This is a genomic window from Streptomyces sp. NPDC058796 (genome assembly GCF_042745235.1).
In the GTDB taxonomy this organism is placed as follows: Bacteria; Actinomycetota; Actinomycetes; order Streptomycetales; family Streptomycetaceae; genus Streptomyces.
In genome coordinates, this window is record NZ_JBHYOP010000014.1 from 97,246 (window position 1) to 117,282 (window position 20,037).

Genomic DNA, 20,037 nt, shown 5'->3' on the forward strand with positions numbered 1-20,037 from the left:
GACGCGGGCGGGGTGGGCCGGGGCGGTGCGGGCGCCCCGGCCCGGTTCGTGGACGGGTGTCAGCGCAGGCGGCCGGCGCCCGCGCCGTGGCCGACGACGAAGGGGACGGCCCGGGCCGGGAGGACCTTGGTGCGCAGGGTGGGCGTCCAGCCCGCGCCCGACTGGAGGGTCTCGTCCGGGATCTGGGCGTTGTGCACGGCGATCAGGTCGACGGAGCGGCCGTTGACCCGGTTGTGCGCGGCGGTGACCGGCGCCTCGCTCCACTTCTTGAGGACCTTCGCGGGGCTGACGCCGTCCGGCAGGGTGAAGGCGTTGTGCTCGGCGACGAGCTGGGACTCCTTGCCGATGCCGAAGCTGTAGGAGTAGTCCTCGCCGGCCACGAAGTGGTTGTTGTAGACGTCGACCTGGCCGAACCGCACCCGGGGCGCGCGCTCGACGAGGTCCTTGAAGAGGTTGTGGTGGAAGGTCGTCCTCAGGTGACCGCGGTCGACGACGGCCGTCGACTCGCTGTCGCTGTTGCCGATCAGGATCGTCTTGTCGTGCTCGGTGAAGACGTTCCAGGAGGCGGTGACGTAGTCGGCGCCCTTCACGATGTCGAGCTGGCCGTCGTGCTGCTGGTACAGCATGCCGAAGTAGGTGGGCGCCGCGCTGTCGGGGTGCTCGCCGTCGGTGAAGGTGTTGTGGTCCAGCCACACGTGCGTCGAGCCGTACACGACGGCGCTGTCGTACTCGGAGTTCCAGTTGCCCTTGTCCCCGTCGGTGGGGTCCCACTGCGGGAAGCAGTCCACGGGGCTCTCGAAGGTCAGGTTGCGGACGATGACGTTGTCCACGCCCTTGATCTGGAGGCTGGCGCCCTTGAGCCCGGCGTCGCGGCCGACGCCGATGATGGTGGTGTTGGCGGGAACGCTCGCCTTGATCGCCTCGTCCTGCTGTGCGGCGGAGGCGCGGCGCAGTCCCTCGGGGCTGTCGGCGGGCTCGTCGCTCAGGTCGGTCTCCAGGCCCCAGCGCTCCGGTGCGTACTTCTCCAGGTACGCGTCGAAGTCGTAGCCGGGCGCGGCGAAGGCCTCGCAGCCCTCGGACACGGCGTCGATCGTGCCCTTCACCTTGACGATCCGCGGCGCGGTGCCCTCCACCGCGAGGGCGGCCTTGAACTCGTCCCAGGTGGAGACGGTGAAGACGCGTTCCCGGTCGGCCTCCGCCCCGCCGGTGGTACCGGTGCCGTGCGAGGCCCAGCCGTCGTTCGCGGGCAGGGTCTGCCGGGCGGCGTCGCGGGGGTGGTGGTGACCGGGGCGGGCCTGGGCGGTGGCGGCGGTCAGACTCAGTACGAGGGCGGTGCAGCCGACGAGCGCGGCGCCTCGCATGCTGGCATGCCCATGCCATCTCGATGTGCTCATGGTGCGGCTCTCCTTTTCCGGAAGTGTCGAGGTGCTACGCGGTGGCCGGCGCGGGCCAGTCGATCCAGGACTCGGGAATCTCCTCGTCCAGCCGGCGCGCGTCCCGGTGCGCCAGCACCCGTGTGCGCAGCAGCTCCCGCGCGACGAGCCGGGCGACCGCGATCGCGCCGGGCGGGTTGAAGTGGGTGTTGTCCTGCTCGGTGGCGGTCCAGTTGAAGTACGCCTTGGTCCCCTCGACACCGAGCCGCTGCCACAGCGCGAGCGACAGCGCCTGGACGTCGAGCAGCGCCACGCCCTCCTCCCGGGCGAGCGCCCGCATCGCCGCCGGGTACTCCCCGTGACTCGGCCGCGCGTCGCCCGCCGCGTCGAACCGCCGCCGCTCGACGGGCGTGGCCAGCACCGGCCGCGCCCCACGGGCCCGCGCCCCCTCGACGTACAGCCGCAGATGGTCCTGGTACGTCGTCCAGGGCTCGGTGTAGCGGGTGGGGTCCTCCGCCTTCTCGTCGTTGTGCGCGAACTGGATCAGGAGGAGGTCGCCGGGCGCGATCGCGCCGAGGACGACGTCCAGCCGCCCCTCGTCGACGAAGCTCTTGGAACTCCGCCCGTTCACGGCGTGATTGGCGACCCGGAGGTCCTTGCGAAGGAAGAAGGGCAGCGCCATCCCCCACCCGGTCTCGGGCGCGGCGTCGGCGTACTTCTGCGCGGCGGTGGAATCACCGGCGATGTAGAGGGTGCGGGGGCGGCGCCCGCCGGCACGTGCGGTACCGGCGGCGGCGACCGCCAGAGGAACGGCCGAGACGGCGGCCGCGGTGACTTGTCTTCGGCTGAGAACCACGCTGGGTGCCTTTCGAGGAAGGGGAGATGAGTCGCCTGGGGGCGCGGGGCTGTATCGATGTGCGGCTCCGCCGCGTGGGCGCGCCCGGCCCGGGACGGCCCGCAGCCCGAGAAGCACGGACCGCCCCACGGCGAAACCCGGTGAGAACTAACCCATCTGCTCGGTCCACTCGGCCTGCGCCTCATTCAGCTTCTCGGCCAGCCCGTCCAAGAAGTCCTTCGCGCTCATCTCACCGAGCAGCACCTTCTGGAACCCCGGCTCACTCTCCGACTTGGACAGCGTGTTCCAGTCCGGCAGGTAGTACGGCAGCTGGACAATGGTCGTAGACCCGTCGTTCAGCGCTTCCGCCGCCAGCTTCGTCGGCTCCGCCTTCTGGATCCACGCGTCCTTCGCGGCCTCCGTGTTCGACGGCACCTGCCCCGCCGACTCGTTGAACCGCGAGTTCTGCTCGTGCGACGTGGCGAACTCGACGAACTTCCAGGCGGCCTCCTTGTTCTTGGAGCTCTTGAAGATGCCGAGCCCGTCGACCGGGTTGGAGACCTGGACCCGCTTGCCGGAAGCGCCGACCGGCTGCGGGATGCCGCGGAACTTCCCGACGCCGAGCGCCTTCACGTGGTCCTGGTAGGAGCCCAGGTTGTGGTTGAGCATGCCGATCGTGCCCGAGTCGTACTGGGCGACCATCTTGGCGAAGTCGTTGTTGACGTCGGCGGCCGGCGTGACCTTCTTGTAGAGGGCCGCGTACTTCTCCAGCGCCTCGACGTTCTTCGGGTCGTTGACGGTCGTCGTCTTCTTGTCCTCGCTCCAGAACGAGGTGATGCCGGACTGCCCGTACATCGCGTCGAGCGCCTGGGCGATCGATCCCGACCCGCCGCGGATGGTGTAGCCGAACTCGTTCTTGTCCTCGTCGGTCAGCTTCTCGGCGGCCTCGTAGAACTTGTCCCACGTCGTCGGCGCGTCCAGCCCGGCCTTGTCGAACAGGTCGGTGCGGTAGTAGAGGACGCCGTTGTTGGCGGAGGTCGGCACCGAGTACAGCGTGCCGTCGCCGCCGCCGGCCGCCTTCAGGGACTCGACCATGTCCTTGTTGAGCTTGCCGCTCAGGGAGGACTTGGCGAGCCGGTCGTCCAGCGGCTCGAGGGCGCCCTGGGCGGAGAAACCGGCGAGCATCGCCGCGCCGACACCGCCGACGTCCGGCAGACCGCCGCCCTGGATGGCGGTGTCGACCTTCGACTGGTACTCGGTGGCGGCGATCCCGACGTACTCGACGTCGATGTCCGGGTTCGCCTTCTCGAAGTCGGCGATGATCTCCTTCCAGACGGCCGTGCGGATACCGCCGTTGTTGTCCCAGAAGGTGATCTTGCCCTTGCCGCTGCCCTCGGCGCCCTTGTCGCCGCCCGCCCCGCTGCCGTCGTCACCGCAGGCGGTGGCGGTCAGCGCGAGTACGGCCCCCAGGGCCACGGCGGCGGAGGTCCGGCCCGCGCGCGTGCCTCTGCTGCTGCGATTGCTGATCTTCATTGGTCGGCTCTCTTCTTTCGGACGTGCTGGACACGTGGGGGGGGGATCAGTGGGTGTGTGCGTCGGTGCCGAGGTGCTTCTGCGGCCCGGAGAAGCGCTTGACCAGCGCCGGGACGGCGGCCGCCGGGTCCAGCCGGTACGCGTAGAAGTCGCCCGGTTCGAAGGCGTCGCCCCATGCGTCGTGGCGGCCGGTCGTCTCCTTCAGGATCGATCCGCGCTGCACCAGTTCCGCGGTGGCGTCCGCCCGGTAGGGGTGCTGGACGCCGTCGTAGTAGCTGTTCTCGATGACCATCCGGGTCGCGCCGCGCGCCCAGTTCCCGTACGTCCACTGCGGGTCGCCGTCGGCCACCTGGGCCGAGAGGTAGTTGTTGTACAGGTGCGCGTAGGCGCAGTTGTCGGCGGACGGGTTGCGCTGCTTGGTGCCGGTGAACCAGTTGTGGTCGATGGTGATCTGGGTGCGGACGTTGTCCGTCCAGCCGATGCCGAGCGCCTTGTTGTGGTTCTCGAACCGGTTGTAGGAGACGGTGATGTACTCGCTGTCCTTGCGGATGTCGAGCAGTCCGTCACCCATGTGCGCCAGGCGGTTGTGGTCGATCCAGACGTGGTGGACGGAGTCCATCTGGATCGCGTCGAAGTCGGTGGTCTTGCCGTCCCAGTCGCCCTCTACGTAGCTGTCGCGGATGGTCAGGTTGCGGATGATGACATTGTGCGTGCCCGGGTTCAGGTGGAGTTCGCCGTGGACGATCTCGCCCGTGTCGCCGACCCCGATGATCGTCTTGTCGGAGGCGACCACGATGTCCGAGCCGAAGGGCGCGACCGCGATCGAGCCCGCCACCCGGATGACGTACGGCTCGTCCGCCGCCGCGTACTTCGCCAGCCCGGCCTGGTCGGTGACGGTGACGACCTCGCCGCCCGCTCCGCCGGTGGTGCCGCCGGCGAGGGAGGCGAAGCCGTGCGGCCGGTCGAAGTGGCGGGCGGAACCCGTCTCCTGGCCCGGACCGGCGGCCTGTGCCTCCCCGGCCGTGCCGAGCGCCAGAGCGGCGACCAGGCCGAGTACGGCGGCCAGCGCCCGGCCGGGACCCGTGCCCGGCAAGCGCTTGCTACGGAGGTGCGTCATTGCGGCTCTCCCAACAGGCGTACGGATGAGGTCGGCGGTTACCGGGGTCCGATCCGGAACCGGGTGAAGGTGGCGGTGCCGGCGTGTCCCTCGCCGGCGGGCGCGAGTGCGAACAGGCCGAGCAGGGCGCCGACCCAGCGCCACGGGGTGGCGGCGAATTCCTGGCCGGTGGGGCGGTACCCGTCGCCCAGGTCGCAGGAGAAGCGGCAGCGCGCGCCGGGTACGGTCTCGATCCGCAGCCGCACCCGGCCCTCGGGGGCGGGGCGCGGGTGGTCGGCGTCCCGCTCGGCCTCCGCGACCGTCTCGGCGAACCGGTGCACCAGGTGCACGGTTCCGTCCGCGTCCCGCTGGAGCCCGAGCCAGCGGTAGGCGTCGCCGAGCACCGCCAGCCCGGCCCGCGCGCCCGGCTCCTCGGCGTCCAGGCGCAGGTCGACCTCGACGACCGAGGGGACGCCGGGCAGCCGCTGGGTGAGCACGTTCGGCAGCCTGCGCAGGTCGTGCGCGTCGGCCGAGCGGACGCAGACCGGCCGCAGCCCGTCCCCGGAGTGCTGGGTGGTCCAGCCGTCGCGGGGGTTGGCGGTCCAGGACCACTGGCGGCCGAACCGTCCGCCGGGGAAGTCGTCGTCGGTCGCCGGCGCGGCCGGCGGCTGCGGGGGCAGGGCGGGGCGGGCGTGCTCGGTGACCGGGGCGCCGTCGTCGCCCATCACCGGCCAGCCTCCCTCCGCCCAGGTCATCGGCTGGAGGTGGACCACCCTGCCGTACGCCCCGCGCTGCTGGAAGTGCAGGAACCAGTCCTCGCCGGCTCCGGTGCGCACCCAGCCGCCCTGGTGGGGGCCGTTGACGTCGGTGTCCCGCTGTTCGAGGACGACCTTCTCCTCGTACGGACCGAAGAAGTCGCGGGCGCGGAAGGCGCCCTGCCAGCCGGTCTCCACTCCCCCGGCGGGCGCCAGGATCCAGAACCGGCCGTCGTGCTTGTAGAGCTTGGGGCCCTCCAGGGTGAACCAGCCGGGGATGCGGTCGGCGTCGACGATCACCTTGCCCTCGTCGAGGAGTCCGGTGGCGTCGGGGCGCATGCGGTGGCCGGTGAGGCGGTTCTTGATCCCGGAGCGGGAGCGGGCCCAGGCGTGCACGAGATAGGCCTCACCGGTCTCCTCGTCCCACAGCGGGCACGGGTCGATCAGGCCCCTGCCCGCCTTCACCAGGTGCGGCGCGGTCCACGGGCCGCGGATCTCGGGCGCGTTGACCTGGAAGATCCCGTGGTCGGGATCGCCCCAGAAGATCCAGAAGCGGTCGGCGTGGTGGCGCAGGGACGGGGCCCAGACGCCGCAGTCGTGGCGGGGCGTCGCGAAGGCCTCCGCCGGTTCCAGGCGGGGCAGGGCGTGCCCGACCAGCGTCCAGTTGACCAGGTCGCGGGAGTGCAGGAGCGGCAGGCCGGGGACGCGGCCGAAGCTGGAGGCGGTCAGGTAGAAGTCGTCACCGACGCGGACGACGTCCGGGTCGGACCAGTCGGCGTCCAGGACGGGGTTGGTGTACGTGTCCGGGGTCTTCGACGGCACGGGAGTCTCGGGAGTCACGGGCTCACCGCCTTTCGTACGAGGGTCGCGGCGTCGTCGGGGCCGAGGCGGCCGTCGGCGACGACGGTGACGATCCGGCGCACGAGGGTGTCGCCGGGGGCGATGGCCGGCCGTTCGTCGTACGCGAGGGACGAGCCGACGCCCGGGTACTCCTCGGTGCGCACGAACCACGGGTCGCGGCGGGTCTGCTCCGTGGCCCCGGCGAAGACCAGCGACCAGGTGCCGCCGGCCAGGGCGAGCCAGCCGGCGCGCCCGCCGTGGACCTCGCGCTCGCCCTCGCGGTCGGCGGTGAAGACCCGGGGCGCCGTGGCCTCCTTGCGGGCGCGCCAGAAGAAGCCGCCGTACGCCGCGCCGGGGCGCCCGTTGGTGGCGGGACTGCCGATGGTGAGGGGGCCCGGGGTGACGTTGGTGAGGGAGAAGGTGAAGTCCAGCGCCCAGGCGGTGGCGGTGAGACCGGTGGCGGCGACGGTGCGGCGCTCGCGCAGCAGCTCGGTGCCGGCGGCGACCCAGCGCAGCTCCTCGACGAAGCCGTCGGGGTCGCGGAGCTGGAAGGCGGTGTGCCGCTGGGTGCCGTGGTTGTCCAGCTCGGTCGGCCCCCGGTCGCGTACGTAGGTGCGCCCGCCCCAGAAGTTGTGCCCCTCGACGTCGGGAACGGCGACACCGACGCCGAGGTGATGGAGGTGGTCGGCGGGGCTGAACTCGGTCACGGCCGTGCCGGCCAGGGTGGTGACGGGGTGCAGGTAGGGGCGTGGGGAGAGCCGGGCGGGCAGTTCGGGCCGGGTGACGTAGCGGCCCACGGGGCGGCCCCCCACGCGCAGGATCAGGGAGTCGTGGCCGGTCATCGGGTGCTCACCTCGCTCAGCGGGTGCTCGGTGCGCGGCGCCCAGGGGGCGCCCAGCTCCGAGTAGAGGGAGAGGGTGTCGGCTGCGGCGGCCACCAGGCCGTCGATGCCGGGGACCACGCGGCGGGCCTCACCGGGGACGCGGCGCCAGGCGGCGTCGGGCAGCCGGTCGGGGTCGGGGGCCCGGCGGATCGCCTCGACGACCCGCATGAAGGCACCGGTCTCCTCCGGCGGGACCAGCAGCGGGGTGCCGTCGGTGAGATGGGCGACCAGGTTCTCCAGCAGGTCGGTGCGGCCGTGGTCGTACTCCTCGGGGCCGTGGCCGCCGCGCTGGAGCAGGACGCGGTCCTGCTTGTACCAGAAGGTGACGCGGCCGCTGCTCCCGTGCACTAGGACGTACGGCTCGTCCGCCCGCTCCGCGCACAGGGTCGCGGCGACGGTGACGCGGTGGCCGCGCGTGGTGCCGATCCGTACGCAGGAGGTGTCGTCGGCCTCGATGTCGTTGGCGTGGCTCAGCTCGGTCTCGATGCCGGTGACGTCCTCGGCGCGGGTGCTGTCGCCGAGGGCGAGTGCGGTGGCGACGGCGTGCGCGAGCGGGTTGGTCAGTACACCGTCGATGACGTCGGCACCGTCCAGCCGTCGCCGGCCCGCCCAGGCCGCCCGGCGGAAGTAGGCCTCGTCGCGCACCCACGCCCCGGCCCCGCCGATGCCGACGACCTCCCCGATCGCGCCCTCGGCGATCAGCGCGCGGATCGCCGGCACGGCGTGCGAGCCCAGTGACTGGAACCCGACCTGGCAGGCCACCCCGGCCTCGGCGACCCCGTCGGCCATGCGGCGGAAGTCGGCGTACGACGGCGCCGGGGGCTTCTCCAGCAGCAGGTGCACGCCACGGCGGGCGGCGGTCAGCGCCAGGTCGGTGTGGGTGGGGATCGGCGTGCAGATCACGGCGATCCGGGCGCCGGTGGAGTCGAGCAGGGCGCCGAAGTCGGCGGACTGTTCGGGGAGTTCTCCGCCGGCCTCCTCCTCGGTCAGCGGGGTCAGCTCGCAGACGCCCGCCAGCCGGACGAGTCCCGCCCGCTCCAGGCGGCGGATGTTGGCGACGTGCCAGCGGCCGTGACCGCGGGCGCCGGCGAGGACGACGGGGACCGGGCTCATCCCTTCACCGCCCCCGCGCTGAAGCCCGTGATCAGCCACTTCTGGATGAAGGCGAAGACGAGGACGACGGGTACGGCCGCGATGATGCCGCCGGCGGCGAGGGCGCCGAGGTCGACGCTGTCCGCGCTCATCAGGGTGTTGAGGCCGACCGGGATGGTCTGCTTGTCCTGGTTGTTGAGGAACATCAGGGCGAACAGGAAGTGGTTCCAGGAGTGCACGAAGGCGAAGGAGCCGACGGCGATCAGGCCCGGCCGCAGCAGCGGCAGGACGACGACCAGGAAGGCCCGCATCCGCCCGCAGCCGTCGACCCAGGCGGCCTCTTCCAGGGAGTACGGCACGTTCTTGATGAAGTTGCTGATCAGGATCATCGACAGCGGCAGCTGGAAGACCGTCTCGGCGATGATGACGCTGCCGAGTGAGTTGATCATCTGGAGTTCGGCGAAGATCTCGAACAGCGGCACCAGCAGCAGCGCGCCGGGCACGAACTGGGAGCAGAGCAGGGCCAGCATGAAGGCCCGCTTGATCTTGAAGTCGAACCGTGCGAGGGCGTATCCGCCGGCCAGGGCGACGAGCGTGGTCATCACCAGCGTCGCGAGGCCGACGTAGACGCTGTTCTCGAAGAAGGTGCCGAAGGCCCGGTCCGTCCAGACCTTCTCGAAGTGGTCGAAGGTCATCGGCCAGGGCACCAGCGAGGTGGAGCCCGCCGGGCGGAGCGCGAAGAGCAGGATCCAGTAGAACGGGACCAGGGTGAAGACGAGGTAGACGCCGAGCGGCAGGTAGATCTGCCAGCGGGGGACCTCGTCCCAGGCCGGGCGGCGCTTCTTCGCCGGCCGGGGCGGTTCGTGGTCGGCCCGCGCGGGCGCGGGGGCGGGCGCGGTGGCCTCCTTGGTGATCACTTGTTCTCGCCTCCGAACTTGCTCAGCCGCAGGTAGACGATCGAGCAGAAGAGCAGGATCACGAACGCGACCGTGGTGAGGGCCGACGCGTAGCCGAAGTCGTGGGCGTCGACGCTGGTGTTGGCGATGTAGAGGGGCAGGGTCGTGGTGACTCCCGCGGGTCCGCCGCCGGTCAGGGTGTAGAGCAGGTCGACGTTGTTGAACTCCCACACGGCGCGCAGCAGCGTGGACAGGATGATGGCGTCCTTCAGGTGCGGCAGCGTGATGTGCCAGAACTGCTTGAACCGGCTCGCACCGTCGACCTCGGCGGCCTCGTACAGGTCCTTCGAGACGGACTGGAGGTCGGCGAGGATGAGGATCGCGAAGAAGGGCACTCCGCGCCACAGGTCGGCAACGACGGCGGCCGAGAACACGGTCGAGGTGTCCGACAGCCAGCTGGTGCCGTAGTCGCCGATGCCGAGGTCGGCGAGGTAACGGGTGATGCCGGTCTGCGAGTTGTAGAGCAGCACCCAGATCGCGGAGGTCAGCACGCCGGAGACGGCCCAGGGGGAGAAGACCAGGGCGCGCCCGATGCCCCGGCCGACGAAGGTCTGGTTGACGATGAGCGCCAGTGCCAGGCCGAAGAGCAGTTGGAGTCCGACCTCGACGAAGACCCACTTGGCGCTGAAGACGAGGGTGTCCCAGAAGACCGGGTCCTCGGTGAAGATCCTGGTGAAGTTGTCGAGGCCCGCGAAGCCGTTCCGCCACGGCTTGGTGGGGTTGTACTCCTGCAGGCTGTAGTAGAAGACGCTGATGACCGGGTAGGCGATGAAGCCCAGCATCAGCAGGGCGGCCGGTGCGATCAGCAGGTACGGGAGCCTGCGCGGTGTGGCGGAGGCACGGCGCCGCCGGGGTGGCGCGGGCGGTTTCGCCACGGCTGCGGCTTGGGCCATGACAGTTCTCCGTTCTGGTACGTCGTGCGTGGGTCGTGCAGGAAGCGCTTTCTCGGCGTACAGGGGTGTGCGGGGGTGTTCGTGTCGTACGGGGCTCAGCCGGCGTACGGGTCCTGCACCTTGCCCGGGCGGGCCAGGAACTCGAAGTCGCAGCCGGTGTCGGCCTGGGTGATCTGTTCGTTGTAGAGGGCGCCGTAGCCGCGTTCGTAGCGGGCGGGCGGCGGTGTCCAGGCGGCCCTGCGGCGCTCCAGCTCCTCGTCGTCCACGCCCAGGTGGAGGGAGCGGGCCTCGACGTCGAGGGTGATCGAGTCGCCGGTGCGGACCAGCGCCAGCGGTCCGCCGACGTACGACTCGGGCGCCACGTGGAGCACGCAGGCGCCGTAACTCGTGCCGCTCATGCGGGCGTCGGAGATCCGGACCATGTCGCGCACGCCCTGCTTGAGCAGGTGGTCGGGGATGGGCAGCATGCCGTACTCGGGCATGCCCGGTCCGCCCTTGGGGCCCGAACCCCGCAGGACGAGCACGCTGTCCGCGGTGATGCCGAGGGACGGGTCGTTGATGGTCCGCTGCATCGTCTTGTAGTCGTCGAAGACGACCGCGGGGCCGGTGTGCTTGAGGAGGTGGGGCTCGGCGGCGATGTGCTTGATGACGGCGCCGTCGGGGCAGAGGTTGCCGCGCAGGACGGCGACCCCGCCCTCGGCCGCGACCGGGTTGTCGCGGGGCCGGATGACGTCGTCGTGGTGCACCCGGGCGCCCGCGATCTGCTCGCGCATCGTGTCGTGCGCGACGGTGGGCCGGTCCAGGTGGAGCAGGTCGGGGATGCGGGAGAGGAAACCGGGCAGGCCGCCGGCGAAGTGGAAGTCCTCCATCAGGTACGTCCGGCCGCCGGGGCGGACGTTGGCCAGGACCGGGACGGTGCGGGCGACGCGGTCGAAGTCGTCGAGGGTGAGGGTGACGCCCGCGCGGCCCGCCATGGCGATCAGGTGGATCACGGCGTTGGTCGAGCCGCCGAGGCCGAGCACGGTGGTGACGGCGTCCTCGAAGGCGTCGGCCGTGAGGATGTCGCTCAGCTTCCGGTCCCGGTGGACGAGTTCGACGATGCGCAGTCCGGCGGCGGCGGCCATCCGGTCGTGGCCGGAGTCGACGGCCGGGATGCTGGAGGCACCCGGGACGGTGACGCCGAGGGCTTCGGCGGCGGCGGTCAGCGTGGAGGCGGTGCCCATCGTCATGCAGTGGCCGGGCGAGCGGGCCAGGCCGCTCTCCAGCTCCTGCATCTCGCAGTCGCCGATGAGGCCGGCCCGCTTGTCGTCCCAGTACTTCCACATGTCGGTGCCGGAGCCGAGGGTCTCGCCGCGCCAGTGCCCCGGGAGCATGGGTCCCGCGGGCACGAACACCGTCGGCAGGTCGACGCTGGCGGCGCCCATGAGCAGGGCGGGGGTGGACTTGTCGCAGCCGCCCATGAGCACGGCGCCGTCGACCGGGTAGGAGCGCAGCAGCTCCTCGGTCTCCATGGCGAGGAGGTTGCGGTAGAGCATGGGGGTCGGCTTCTGGAAGGTCTCGCTGAGCGTGGAGACCGGGAACTCGAGGGGGAAGCCGCCCGCCTGCCAGACGCCCCGCTTGACGGCCTGGGCACGGTCGCGCAGGTGGACGTGGCAGGGGTTGATGTCGGACCAGGTGTTGAGGATCGCGATGACGGGCTTGCCGAGGTGCTCCTCGGGCAGGTAGCCGAGCTGGCGGGTGCGGGCGCGGTGGCTGAAGGAGCGCAGTCCGTCGGTGCCGTACCACTGGTGGCTGCGGAGCTGCTCCGGGGACTTCCGGCCGGTCGGGGCTGTCATATCGACCACCCCGCGGCGATGGCGGCGACCTCGGCGCGCTCGTCCTCGGGCAGCGGCTTGCTCGGCGGGCGGACCTCGCGGCGGCAGAGGTCCAGCGACGCGAGGGCCTCCTTGACCACGGTGACGTTGTTGGCGGAGCCGTTGGCGGCGCGCAGTTCCTCGAAGCGGCGGATCTGCTCCCAGACCTTCATGGCGGCCGGGTAGTCACCGGCTCGAAGCGCTTCGATCATGTTGAGCGAGACGGCCGGGGCGACGTTGACCAGGCCCGAGGTGAAGCCGGTGGCGCCCGCGGAGAAGTACGACGGCGCGTACGGCTCGGCCAGCCCGGCGACCCACACGAAGCGGTCGAGGCCGGCGTCGCGGGCGAAGGCGGCGAAGCGGGCGGCGTCCGGGACGGCGTACTTGACGCCGATGACGTTGGGGCAGGCGTCGGCGAGCTGGGCGAGGCGGGCGCCGGGCAGCTGCGGGTTGCGCAGATAGGGCACGACGCCCAGCTCGGGCACGGCCTCGGCGATGGCCCGGTGGTAGTCGACCCAGCCGCCCTGGGACACGTAGGGGTGGACGGGCTGGTGGACCATGACCATGGAGGCGCCGAGGTCGCGGGCGTGCCGGGCGGAGGCGACGGCGGTCGGCACGTCGTGGCCGACCCCGACGAGGATCGCGGCGCGGTCGCCGGCCTCCTCGACCGTCAGCTCGGTGACGAGGCTGCGCTCGGCCGGGGAGAGGGCGTAGAACTCGCCGGTGTTGCCGTTGGGGGTGAGGGTCGTGATGCCACCGTCGAGGAGACGACGCAGCAGGGCCCGGTAGGTGGCGGGGTCGACGGAGCCGTCCTCGGCGAACGGGGTCACCGGGATCGCCACCACGTCGGCCAGGGCCGCCCGCTGGGTCTCGAACGTCGCTGTCATGCCTGACCGTCCTCTTCCTGGACCTGGGCTCCCGTTTCGGGGAAGGCCCGCTCGACGAAGGACGCGATGTGCGCGTGGAGGGCGCGTGCGGCGCCGTCCGCGTCGCCGGCGAGGGCGAGGCGCAGGATCTCCTGGTGCTCACCGGCCTCCCGTTCCCAGGAGGGGTCGGCGGCCCAGGCGACGGCGGAGACGAGGGCCGCCTGGTCGCGGACCTCGTCGAGCATCCGGCCGAGCAGCGGGTTGCCGCACGGCACGTACAGGGCGCGGTGGAACTCCCGGTTGGCCAAAGACCGTTCGGCGGTGTCCGTGGCCCGGTCGGCCCGTGTCAGCGCGTCGCTGGCGGCGTCCAGGGAGGCTCCGCGGCGCACGGCGCGCCTGAGCGCCTCGGGTTCCAGGAGCAGCCGCACGTCGTAGACCTCGCGCGCCATGTCCGCGTCCACCATGCGCACCGTGACGCCCTTGTACTGGTTCATCACCACCAGTCCGGTACCGGCCAGCGTCTTGAGCGCCTCGCGCACCGGTGTCTTGGACACCCCGAACTGTGCGGCGAGGTCGGTCTCGACCAGGGCCTGGCCGGGGGTGAGCCGGCCGGTGAGGATGCGGCGTTTGATCTCCTCCAGCACGTACTGCGTGCGGGAGGGGATCGGCGTGGGCACAGAGGTCATGCGCGCCTCTCGGGATATCGCGTATCGCGTCTCATATATGACGTACGGAGTACGACGCGTTGAAGGTAAGAGGGGCGCGGGGCGGCGTCAATGCTTCTGACAGAGGAAGTTGAGGTTCTGGTGGTTGCTACCGGGCGGGCGGCGTCCAGCGCGGGTCGCGTCCGCTCAGGCCCACCGCCCGGTCGAGCAGCGGCGCGTCGGCGGGAACGGGGACGACGGGGCCGAACATGCCGGCGTCCCGGTCGGCCTCCTCGGCGGAGGCGGCGAGGAGGCCGTACGCCACCTGGAGGGCTGCCGGGTCGGGGGCGTACTCCTGGCCGGTGGCGCGGGCCAGGTCCCAGCCGTGGATCACGAGCTCGTCGGCGACGACGGCGCCGGCCACCTCGCCCGGCAGGTCGATGCCACCGGCCCGGGTCATGCCGGTCCAGGCCGCCGGGTCGCGCCAGGCCTCGGCGAGTTCGCCGAGCACCTTCGGCAGCTCCCCGCGCCAGCCGGGGCCGACGTCGGGCACGGCCGCCTCGGGGCTGGTGTCGGTGGTGGCGCCCAGCTCCTTGCGCGCGGCGTCGCGGAAGGCGACGGCCAGGCCGGTCAGGTGGCCGAGCAGGTTGTGGACGGCCAGGTCCGGGCAGGGTGTCGGGCCGGCGAGCCGCGCGTCGCTCACGCCCTCGGCGAGGCGTGCCAGGACCCGCGCCTGCGGTCCGAGGTCGAGGGTGGCGGGGTCGGTGGTCATCGGCTGCTCCTCGGAAACGGGCGGGCGGCTCTGTCAGGAGGTAGACCGATCACGGCCGCGAAACTCATCGGCGGCCACGCCCGCTTCCAAGGCACCTGCCCGATGCCGGCATCCGGGCCTTAGACCGACGATGACCAGGCATGACGGCAAGGACGACGCACACGAGGAAGACGACGCGCAGCCGCTGGCCCGTGGCCCGCGTCCTGCGCGACCGCAACGCGGGCCTGTATCTCGCCGGGGTGGTGGTGTCCGGTTTCGGCACCTCGGCGCTGTGGCTGGCGGCCGGCGTCTGGGTGAAGGACCTCACCGGCTCGGACGGACTCGCGGCGCTGTCCATGCTCGCCATGTGGGCGCCTACGCTGGTGGGCCCGGCGCTGGGCACGCTCGCCGACCGCACTCGCCGGGGGCCCCTGCTGATCGGTACGAGCCTGCTGATGGCCGTCCTCCTGCTCACCCTCTTCGCGGTCGATTCACCGGACACCCTGTGGCTGCTGTTCACCGTGCTGTTCGTGTACGGCGCGGCGGGCGTCGTGCACGACGCGGCCGAGTCGGCCCTCGTCGCCTCCGCCGTCGGCACCCGCCTGCTCGGCGACTTCAACGGGCTGCGCACGACCGCGAACGAGGGCGTGAAACTCGTGGCGCCGGCGGCCGGGGCGGGCCTGTACGCGGCGTACGGCGGCGCGAGTGTGGCCTTGCTGGACGCGGCGACGTTCGTGCTGGCCACGGGGCTGTACGCGGCCTTGCGCGTGCGGGAGGCGAAGCCGGAACGGCCCGCGGTGAACTGGCGGCGGCAGACGGCCGAGGGCGCCCGGTACCTGTGGGGGCATCCCCGGCTGCGCCCGCTCGTCTCGGCGGGCGGCGTGACGATGCTGTGCGCGGGCGTGAACGGCGCCACGGCCTACGCCGTCGTCGACGCCCTCGGGCACTCCCCCGCCTACGCGGGTGCGCTGTACGCCGTCCAGGGCGCCGGGTCGGTGGTGGTCGGGCTGCTGGCGGGGCCGGCCCTGCGACGGCTGGGCGGACGACGGTTCGCGGCGGCCGGGATCGCCCTGCTGGCCGTGGCGGTGACGGCGCGGGCGGCGCCGTACGACGCCGTGGCCCTGGCGTCCGGCGCGGCGATCGGCGCGGGACTGCCCGCGGTACTGATCGCGTCCCTGACCGCCGTCCAGCACGAGACGCCGGGCGCGCTGCTGGGCAGGGTGACCGCGACGGCCGGCTCATTGGTCTTCGCCCCGAACGCGCTCGGGCTGGCCGTGGGCGCCGTGCTGGTCGAGACGGTCGGCCTGCGCCTGACGATGCCGGCGCTGGGCGCGGTCCTGGCAGCGACGGCGACGGCACTGGTCCGCACTCCCCCGGACACGCACACCGAACGCCCCTGAATGGCGCGCGGGAACCGGGCGACGAGCCCCCACCGACCCGCACCCGGAACCACCCCGCCCCCGCTCACCCCGTCCGCAGCGCCGCCCGCACCGTCTCCAGATCGCCGTCCGACGCCAGCCCCGCGTGGTACAGCCGCAGCTCCGTCGCGCCCAGTTCTCGTGCACGCGCCGCGTCCGCGGCGAGCGTGCCGGGGCGGCCGCCCATCCCGGAGACCACGGTGAGGTTGGCCGCGAGGACGGCCCCCTCGCGGCCCTGCTCGGCGAACGGTGTCAGCAGGCCCGCGCCGCCCGTGCAGGGCACGACCACGCCGTCCGCGACGGAGAGGATGTGCGCGGGGTCGACACCGGCGTTGGCGCCGCAGTGGTACGACACCGGGTCGGCGTGCAGCAGGACCCGGAAGCCGTCGGGCGCGGCGGCGCGCACGGCCGCGATCACCGCCTCCTGGAGGGTGCGGGCCCGCTCGTCCCGCCAGGCGCGCGTGGCGTTCGCGCACCCCTCGCCGAGCAGTTTCTCCACGCCCGCCCAGCCTCCGTCCGACGGTGCCGTCCCCCGCCACACCGGCTCCAGCGCGGCGCGCACGGCGGCGGACAGTGCGTCGGCGTCGAGGCCCTGCGCGCCGTAGCCCTCCCGGCAGTGCGGGCAGAAGCACAGGGACATGAGGTACTGCCCGGCGTCCCCGAGGCCGACCCCGCCGGTCTTGTCGTGGGCGTGCAGGTGGGCGAGGCCGTACCAGCCGAGGGACTCCAGCTCGGTGCCGCGCGCCCCCGGACGCGTCGCCGCCTCGGCGGCCAGGTCGGTGAGGTACGCGCGTGTGTCGGGCTGCGCGACGCACGGCGCCCAGGGGTAGCGGTCGCCGTAGGCGTTGACGACGGAGGTCTGCGGGTGTTCCGCGCCGAGGCGTGAGTTGTGGGCGAGGACGACCCAGGTGTGCACCTCCAGGCCCGCGGCCGCGAGCGCGCCGGCGGCCTCGCCGTACGCGTCGCCGGGCGCCCAGTCGCCGGCCTCGTACGGGCGCAGCTCGCGGCCTTCCCAGCGGGCGGTGTCCGGTGGGTAGAGGACGGCGGCGTGTTCGGCGGTGACGACGCGGTGGCGCGGGTGGCGGGGGGTCAGTGCGCGGGTGGAGTGGTAGGCGGCGGCGAGCGTCACCTGCTCCACGCCGAGGTCCGCGACGCGCTCCGCCGCCGCCGGGTCCCCGTTGACGTCCCAGGGGTAGACGAACGCCGACGTCCTCACTTGGCGCCCTCCGCGTCCAGCAGCGCCTGGCCCCGCTCGATCAGCAGGGCGAGCTGCTTCACGTGGTCCTCGGCCGGTTCCTGCAACGGCGTCCGCACCTCCCCCACGTCCAGGCCGCGCAGCCGTACGCCCGCCTTGACCAGGGCGACGGCGTACCCGCGGCCCTGGGCGCGCAGTTCGACGAACGGCCGGTAGAAGCCGTCCAGCAGACGGTGCAGGGTGGCGTCGTCGTCCTCGCGCAGCGCCCGGTGGAAGGCGAGGGCGATCTCCGGGGCGAAGCAGAACACGGCGGACGAGTAGAGGGTGACGCCGAGCGCCCGGTAGGCGAGCTGGGTCTGCTCGGCGGTCGGCAGCCCGTTGAAGTAGAGGAAGTCGCCGTCCGGGACCTCGGTGCGCACGGCGCTGACGGTCCGCTGCATCAGGTCGAGGTCGCCGAGACCGTCCTTGAGGCCGACGATCCCGTCCGTGCGGGCCAGTTGGACCACCGTTTCCGGAGTGAACACCGCGTTGTCTCGCTGGTAGACGACGACCGGCAGGGCGGTCGCGGCGGCCAGCTCCCGGTAGTGCCGCAGCAGGCCTTCCTGCCCGGCGACGACCAGGTAGGGCGGCATGGCGAGCAGGCCGTCGGCCCCGGCCTCCTGGGCGAGGCGGGCGTAGCGCACCGCGAGGGCGGTGCCGTAGCCCGCACCGGCGAGGACGGGGACACGTCCCGCGGTCTCCTCGACGGCCGCCCGCACGCAGGCCTCGAACTCCTCGGGCGTCAGCGCGTGGAACTCGCCGGTGCCGCAGCAGGCGAAGACGGCGGCGGCGCCGGCGTCCACCCCGCGGCGCACGTGCGCGCGGTAGACGTCGAGGTCGAGTCCGCCGTCGGCGCCGTAGGCCGTGACGGGAAAGAACAGCGGCCCGCTGGGGACGGTGAGCCGGGCGGCGAGAGGGGCTGAGGTCACGGGCGCTCCCCATTCCATATCCATGATCTGTGTCTATATTTCTGAACGCGACCACGCTAAGCCGCCCCGTGAACACCGTCAAGCAGGCGCCCCCTTGACGCGCGACCACCCGCTCTTTAGCGTGTCCACGCATATGAACTCCAGGCACGGATTCGTACAACTGTCGCCGCTTCAGGAAACTCAGGAGTCCCGAAGGATGCCCGCTCCCCGCACCGTCCTGCTCACCGGCGCCGCCGGCGGCCTCGGCACCCTGATGCGGGAGCTGCTGCCCGCCCACGGCTACGCGTTGCGCCTGCTCGACCTGCGCCCGATCGAGGGCGAGCCGGAGGCGGTCGTCGCCGACCTGGCCGACCGGGCGGCCGTGCGCGAGGCGGTCCGGGGCGTCGACGCGATCATCCACCTCGCGGGCATCTCCCTGGAAGCCCCCTTCGAGAAGATCCTGAAGGCCAACATCGAGGGCACGTACAACCTCTACGAGGCCGCACGCGAGGAAGGCGTCCAACGCATCGTCTTCGCCTCCTCCAACCACGCGGTCGGCTACACCCCGCGCCCCCGGGGCGACGACCCGCTCATCCCGATCGACACCCCGCGCCGCCCGGACACCTTCTACGGCCTGTCCAAGTGCTTCGGCGAGGACCTCGCCCAGCTCTACTGGGACAAGCACGGCGTGGAGACGGTCTCCGTCCGCATCGGCTCCTGCTTCCCCGAGCCGACCAGCGTGCGCATGCTCTCGGTGTGGATGAGCCCCGCCGACGGCGCCCGGCTCTTCGACGCCGCCCTGACCGCCGAGAACGTCGGGCACACCGTCGTCCACGGCTCCTCCGCCAACACCCGCCTGTGGTGGGATCTCACCTCCGCGCGGGCGCTCGGCTACGAGCCGCAGGACGACTCCGAGCCGTACGCCGCCAAACTCGTCGCGGAACAGGGCGAACTCGACCCGGACGATCCGGCGCACGCGCGCCTGGGCGGTCACTTCGTGACCGACCCCCCGATCTGGCCGTACTGACCGGAACCGGTCGGCCAACGGGGCGGGCGGGCACCGAACGGGCCCGCCCGCCCCGGCATGCGGGCATCCGCACTGCCCGTTCCCACCCTCCCGGCCGCCGACTGCCAGGTCCGAGACGGGCGCCCGGCGACCGGAACGGGCACAAACGGGCAGCATCGGCTCCGCGACAGACCTGGTCAGTGCCGCACGGCCGCTGTACAACTTCCTCCATGGGTCCCAGAGGCCCGAACGGGCAGGGTCACGGCGACGAGGCGGTGAGGCAGGTGTTCGGCATGGGCACGAGGACGGCGGAGGAACGCCAGCGGGAGATCGTGCGGATCGCCCGCGCCACCGGCTCCGTCGACGTCACCGCGCTCGCCGCCGACCTGGGCGTCGCCAAGGAGACCGTCCGCCGGGACCTGCGCGCCCTGGAGGACCACGGCCTGGTCCGCCGCACCCACGGCGGCGCCTACCCCGTGGAGAGCGCCGGGTTCGAGACCACGCTCGCCTTCCGCGCCACCAGCCACGTTCCCGAGAAGCGCCGGGTCGCCGCGGCTGCCGCCGAACTGCTCGGCGACGCCGAGACGGTCTTCGTCGACGAGGGCTTCACCCCCCAGCTCATCGCCGAGGCCCTGCCCCGGGACCGCCCGCTCACCGTGGTCACCGCCTCCCTGCCGGTCGCCGGTGCGCTCGCCGAGTCCTCGGACACCTCCGTCCTGCTGCTCGGCGGCCGGGTCCGCTCGGGCACGCTGGCCACCGTCGACCACTGGACGACGAAGATGCTGGCCGGCTTCGTCATCGACCTGGCGTACATCGGCGCCAACGGCATCTCCCGCGAGCACGGCCTCACCACCCCCGACCCGGCGGTCAGCGAGGTCAAGTCCCAGGCCATCCGAGCCGCCCGCCGCACGGTCTTCGCCGGCACGCACACCAAGTTCGGGGCGGTCAGCTTCTGCAGGTTCGCCGAGGTCGGCGCCCTGGAGGCGATCGTCACCAGCACCCTGCTGCCCACGGCCGAGGCCCACCGCTACTCACTGCTCGGCCCGCAGGTCATCCGCGTCTGAGAAAACCGACTCACGTCCCCGGAGGGCACCCCCACAC

General features: G+C 72.4%; 17 protein-coding genes and 1 pseudogene. 3 read left to right on the plus strand and 15 right to left on the minus strand.

Annotated features, from left to right (window positions below; genetic code table 11):
- Positions 1–59 precede the first annotated feature (59 nt).
- The 13 genes and pseudogenes from ACFW47_RS30455 to ACFW47_RS30515 form a co-directional block, all read right to left on the minus strand.
- Positions 60–1,394 (minus strand): polysaccharide lyase family 1 protein, encoded by a 1,335-nt coding sequence (locus ACFW47_RS30455; protein ID WP_386307714.1) that lies wholly within the window; start codon positions 1,392–1,394, stop codon positions 60–62.
- A 34-nt stretch (positions 1,395–1,428) separates the two neighbouring features.
- Positions 1,429–2,229: a rhamnogalacturonan acetylesterase gene (locus tag ACFW47_RS30460; RefSeq protein ID WP_386282290.1), complete on the minus strand. Its 801-nt coding sequence runs from the start codon at positions 2,227–2,229 to the stop codon at positions 1,429–1,431.
- Positions 2,230–2,376: 147 nt separating this feature from the next.
- Positions 2,377–3,741, minus strand: coding sequence for an ABC transporter substrate-binding protein (locus ACFW47_RS30465; RefSeq protein ID WP_386282292.1), 1,365 nt, complete (start codon positions 3,739–3,741; stop codon positions 2,377–2,379).
- Between the two features lie 61 nt (positions 3,742–3,802).
- Positions 3,803–4,858, minus strand: a pseudogene (locus tag ACFW47_RS30470) (polysaccharide lyase family 1 protein); the annotation flags it as partial.
- Positions 4,859–4,896: 38 nt separating this feature from the next.
- A complete protein-coding gene (locus ACFW47_RS30475) occupies positions 4,897–6,432 on the minus strand; it encodes a family 43 glycosylhydrolase (protein ID WP_386282294.1) in 1,536 nt (511 codons plus the stop codon).
- The gene (locus tag ACFW47_RS30480) at positions 6,429–7,274 is read right to left on the minus strand and encodes a PmoA family protein (protein WP_386282297.1); all 846 of its coding nucleotides are present in this window, start codon (positions 7,272–7,274) and stop codon (positions 6,429–6,431) included. The genes ACFW47_RS30475 and ACFW47_RS30480 overlap by 4 nt, the downstream gene beginning before the upstream one ends.
- Positions 7,271–8,428: a Gfo/Idh/MocA family protein gene (locus ACFW47_RS30485; RefSeq protein ID WP_386282300.1), complete on the minus strand. Its 1,158-nt coding sequence runs from the start codon at positions 8,426–8,428 to the stop codon at positions 7,271–7,273. Before ACFW47_RS30485 ends, ACFW47_RS30480 begins: the two co-directional genes overlap by 4 nt.
- A complete protein-coding gene (locus ACFW47_RS30490; protein ID WP_386282302.1) occupies positions 8,425–9,324 on the minus strand; it encodes a carbohydrate ABC transporter permease in 900 nt (299 codons plus the stop codon). The genes ACFW47_RS30485 and ACFW47_RS30490 overlap by 4 nt, the downstream gene beginning before the upstream one ends.
- The gene (locus ACFW47_RS30495) at positions 9,321–10,256 is read right to left on the minus strand and encodes a carbohydrate ABC transporter permease (RefSeq protein WP_386282305.1); all 936 of its coding nucleotides are present in this window, start codon (positions 10,254–10,256) and stop codon (positions 9,321–9,323) included. The genes ACFW47_RS30490 and ACFW47_RS30495 overlap by 4 nt, the downstream gene beginning before the upstream one ends.
- A 95-nt stretch (positions 10,257–10,351) precedes the next feature.
- Complete coding sequence (gene araD, locus ACFW47_RS30500; protein WP_386282307.1) at positions 10,352–12,091, minus strand: L-arabinonate dehydratase; 1,740 nt, start codon at positions 12,089–12,091, stop codon at positions 10,352–10,354.
- The gene (locus ACFW47_RS30505; protein WP_386282310.1) at positions 12,088–12,996 is read right to left on the minus strand and encodes a dihydrodipicolinate synthase family protein; all 909 of its coding nucleotides are present in this window, start codon (positions 12,994–12,996) and stop codon (positions 12,088–12,090) included. The genes araD and ACFW47_RS30505 overlap by 4 nt, the downstream gene beginning before the upstream one ends.
- Positions 12,993–13,661, minus strand: a complete 669-nt coding sequence (locus ACFW47_RS30510; RefSeq protein ID WP_386282312.1) for a GntR family transcriptional regulator — start codon at positions 13,659–13,661, stop codon at positions 12,993–12,995. The genes ACFW47_RS30505 and ACFW47_RS30510 overlap by 4 nt, the downstream gene beginning before the upstream one ends.
- Positions 13,662–13,788: 127 nt before the next feature.
- Complete coding sequence (locus tag ACFW47_RS30515; RefSeq protein WP_386282315.1) at positions 13,789–14,391, minus strand: TIGR03086 family metal-binding protein; 603 nt, start codon at positions 14,389–14,391, stop codon at positions 13,789–13,791.
- Between the two features lie 140 nt (positions 14,392–14,531).
- Between ACFW47_RS30515 and ACFW47_RS30520 the strand changes: the two genes are divergently transcribed.
- The gene (locus tag ACFW47_RS30520) at positions 14,532–15,770 is read left to right on the plus strand and encodes an MFS transporter (protein ID WP_386307716.1); all 1,239 of its coding nucleotides are present in this window, start codon (positions 14,532–14,534) and stop codon (positions 15,768–15,770) included.
- Positions 15,771–15,834: 64 nt separating this feature from the next.
- Here ACFW47_RS30520 and ACFW47_RS30525 read toward each other — a convergent pair whose 3' ends face one another.
- Both ACFW47_RS30525 and ACFW47_RS30530 read right to left on the minus strand, forming a co-directional pair.
- Entirely contained in the window at positions 15,835–17,004 is a 1,170-nt protein-coding gene (locus ACFW47_RS30525; protein ID WP_386307717.1) for a hypothetical protein, read from the minus strand.
- Positions 17,001–17,951 carry a 5-dehydro-4-deoxyglucarate dehydratase gene (locus ACFW47_RS30530; RefSeq protein ID WP_386282322.1) on the minus strand — a complete coding sequence of 317 codons (951 nt, stop codon included), beginning with the start codon at positions 17,949–17,951 and terminating at the stop codon, positions 17,001–17,003. The genes ACFW47_RS30525 and ACFW47_RS30530 overlap by 4 nt, the downstream gene beginning before the upstream one ends.
- Positions 17,952–18,147: 196 nt before the next feature.
- On the opposite strand from ACFW47_RS30530, the gene ACFW47_RS30535 reads away from it, so the two are divergent.
- Together ACFW47_RS30535 and ACFW47_RS30540 are read left to right on the plus strand one after the other, a co-directional pair.
- Positions 18,148–18,957: an NAD-dependent epimerase/dehydratase family protein gene (locus ACFW47_RS30535; protein ID WP_386307719.1), complete on the plus strand. Its 810-nt coding sequence runs from the start codon at positions 18,148–18,150 to the stop codon at positions 18,955–18,957.
- 272 nt (positions 18,958–19,229) lie between these two features.
- A complete protein-coding gene (locus tag ACFW47_RS30540; RefSeq protein ID WP_386282923.1) occupies positions 19,230–20,000 on the plus strand; it encodes a DeoR/GlpR family DNA-binding transcription regulator in 771 nt (256 codons plus the stop codon).
- Positions 20,001–20,037 lie beyond the last annotated feature (37 nt).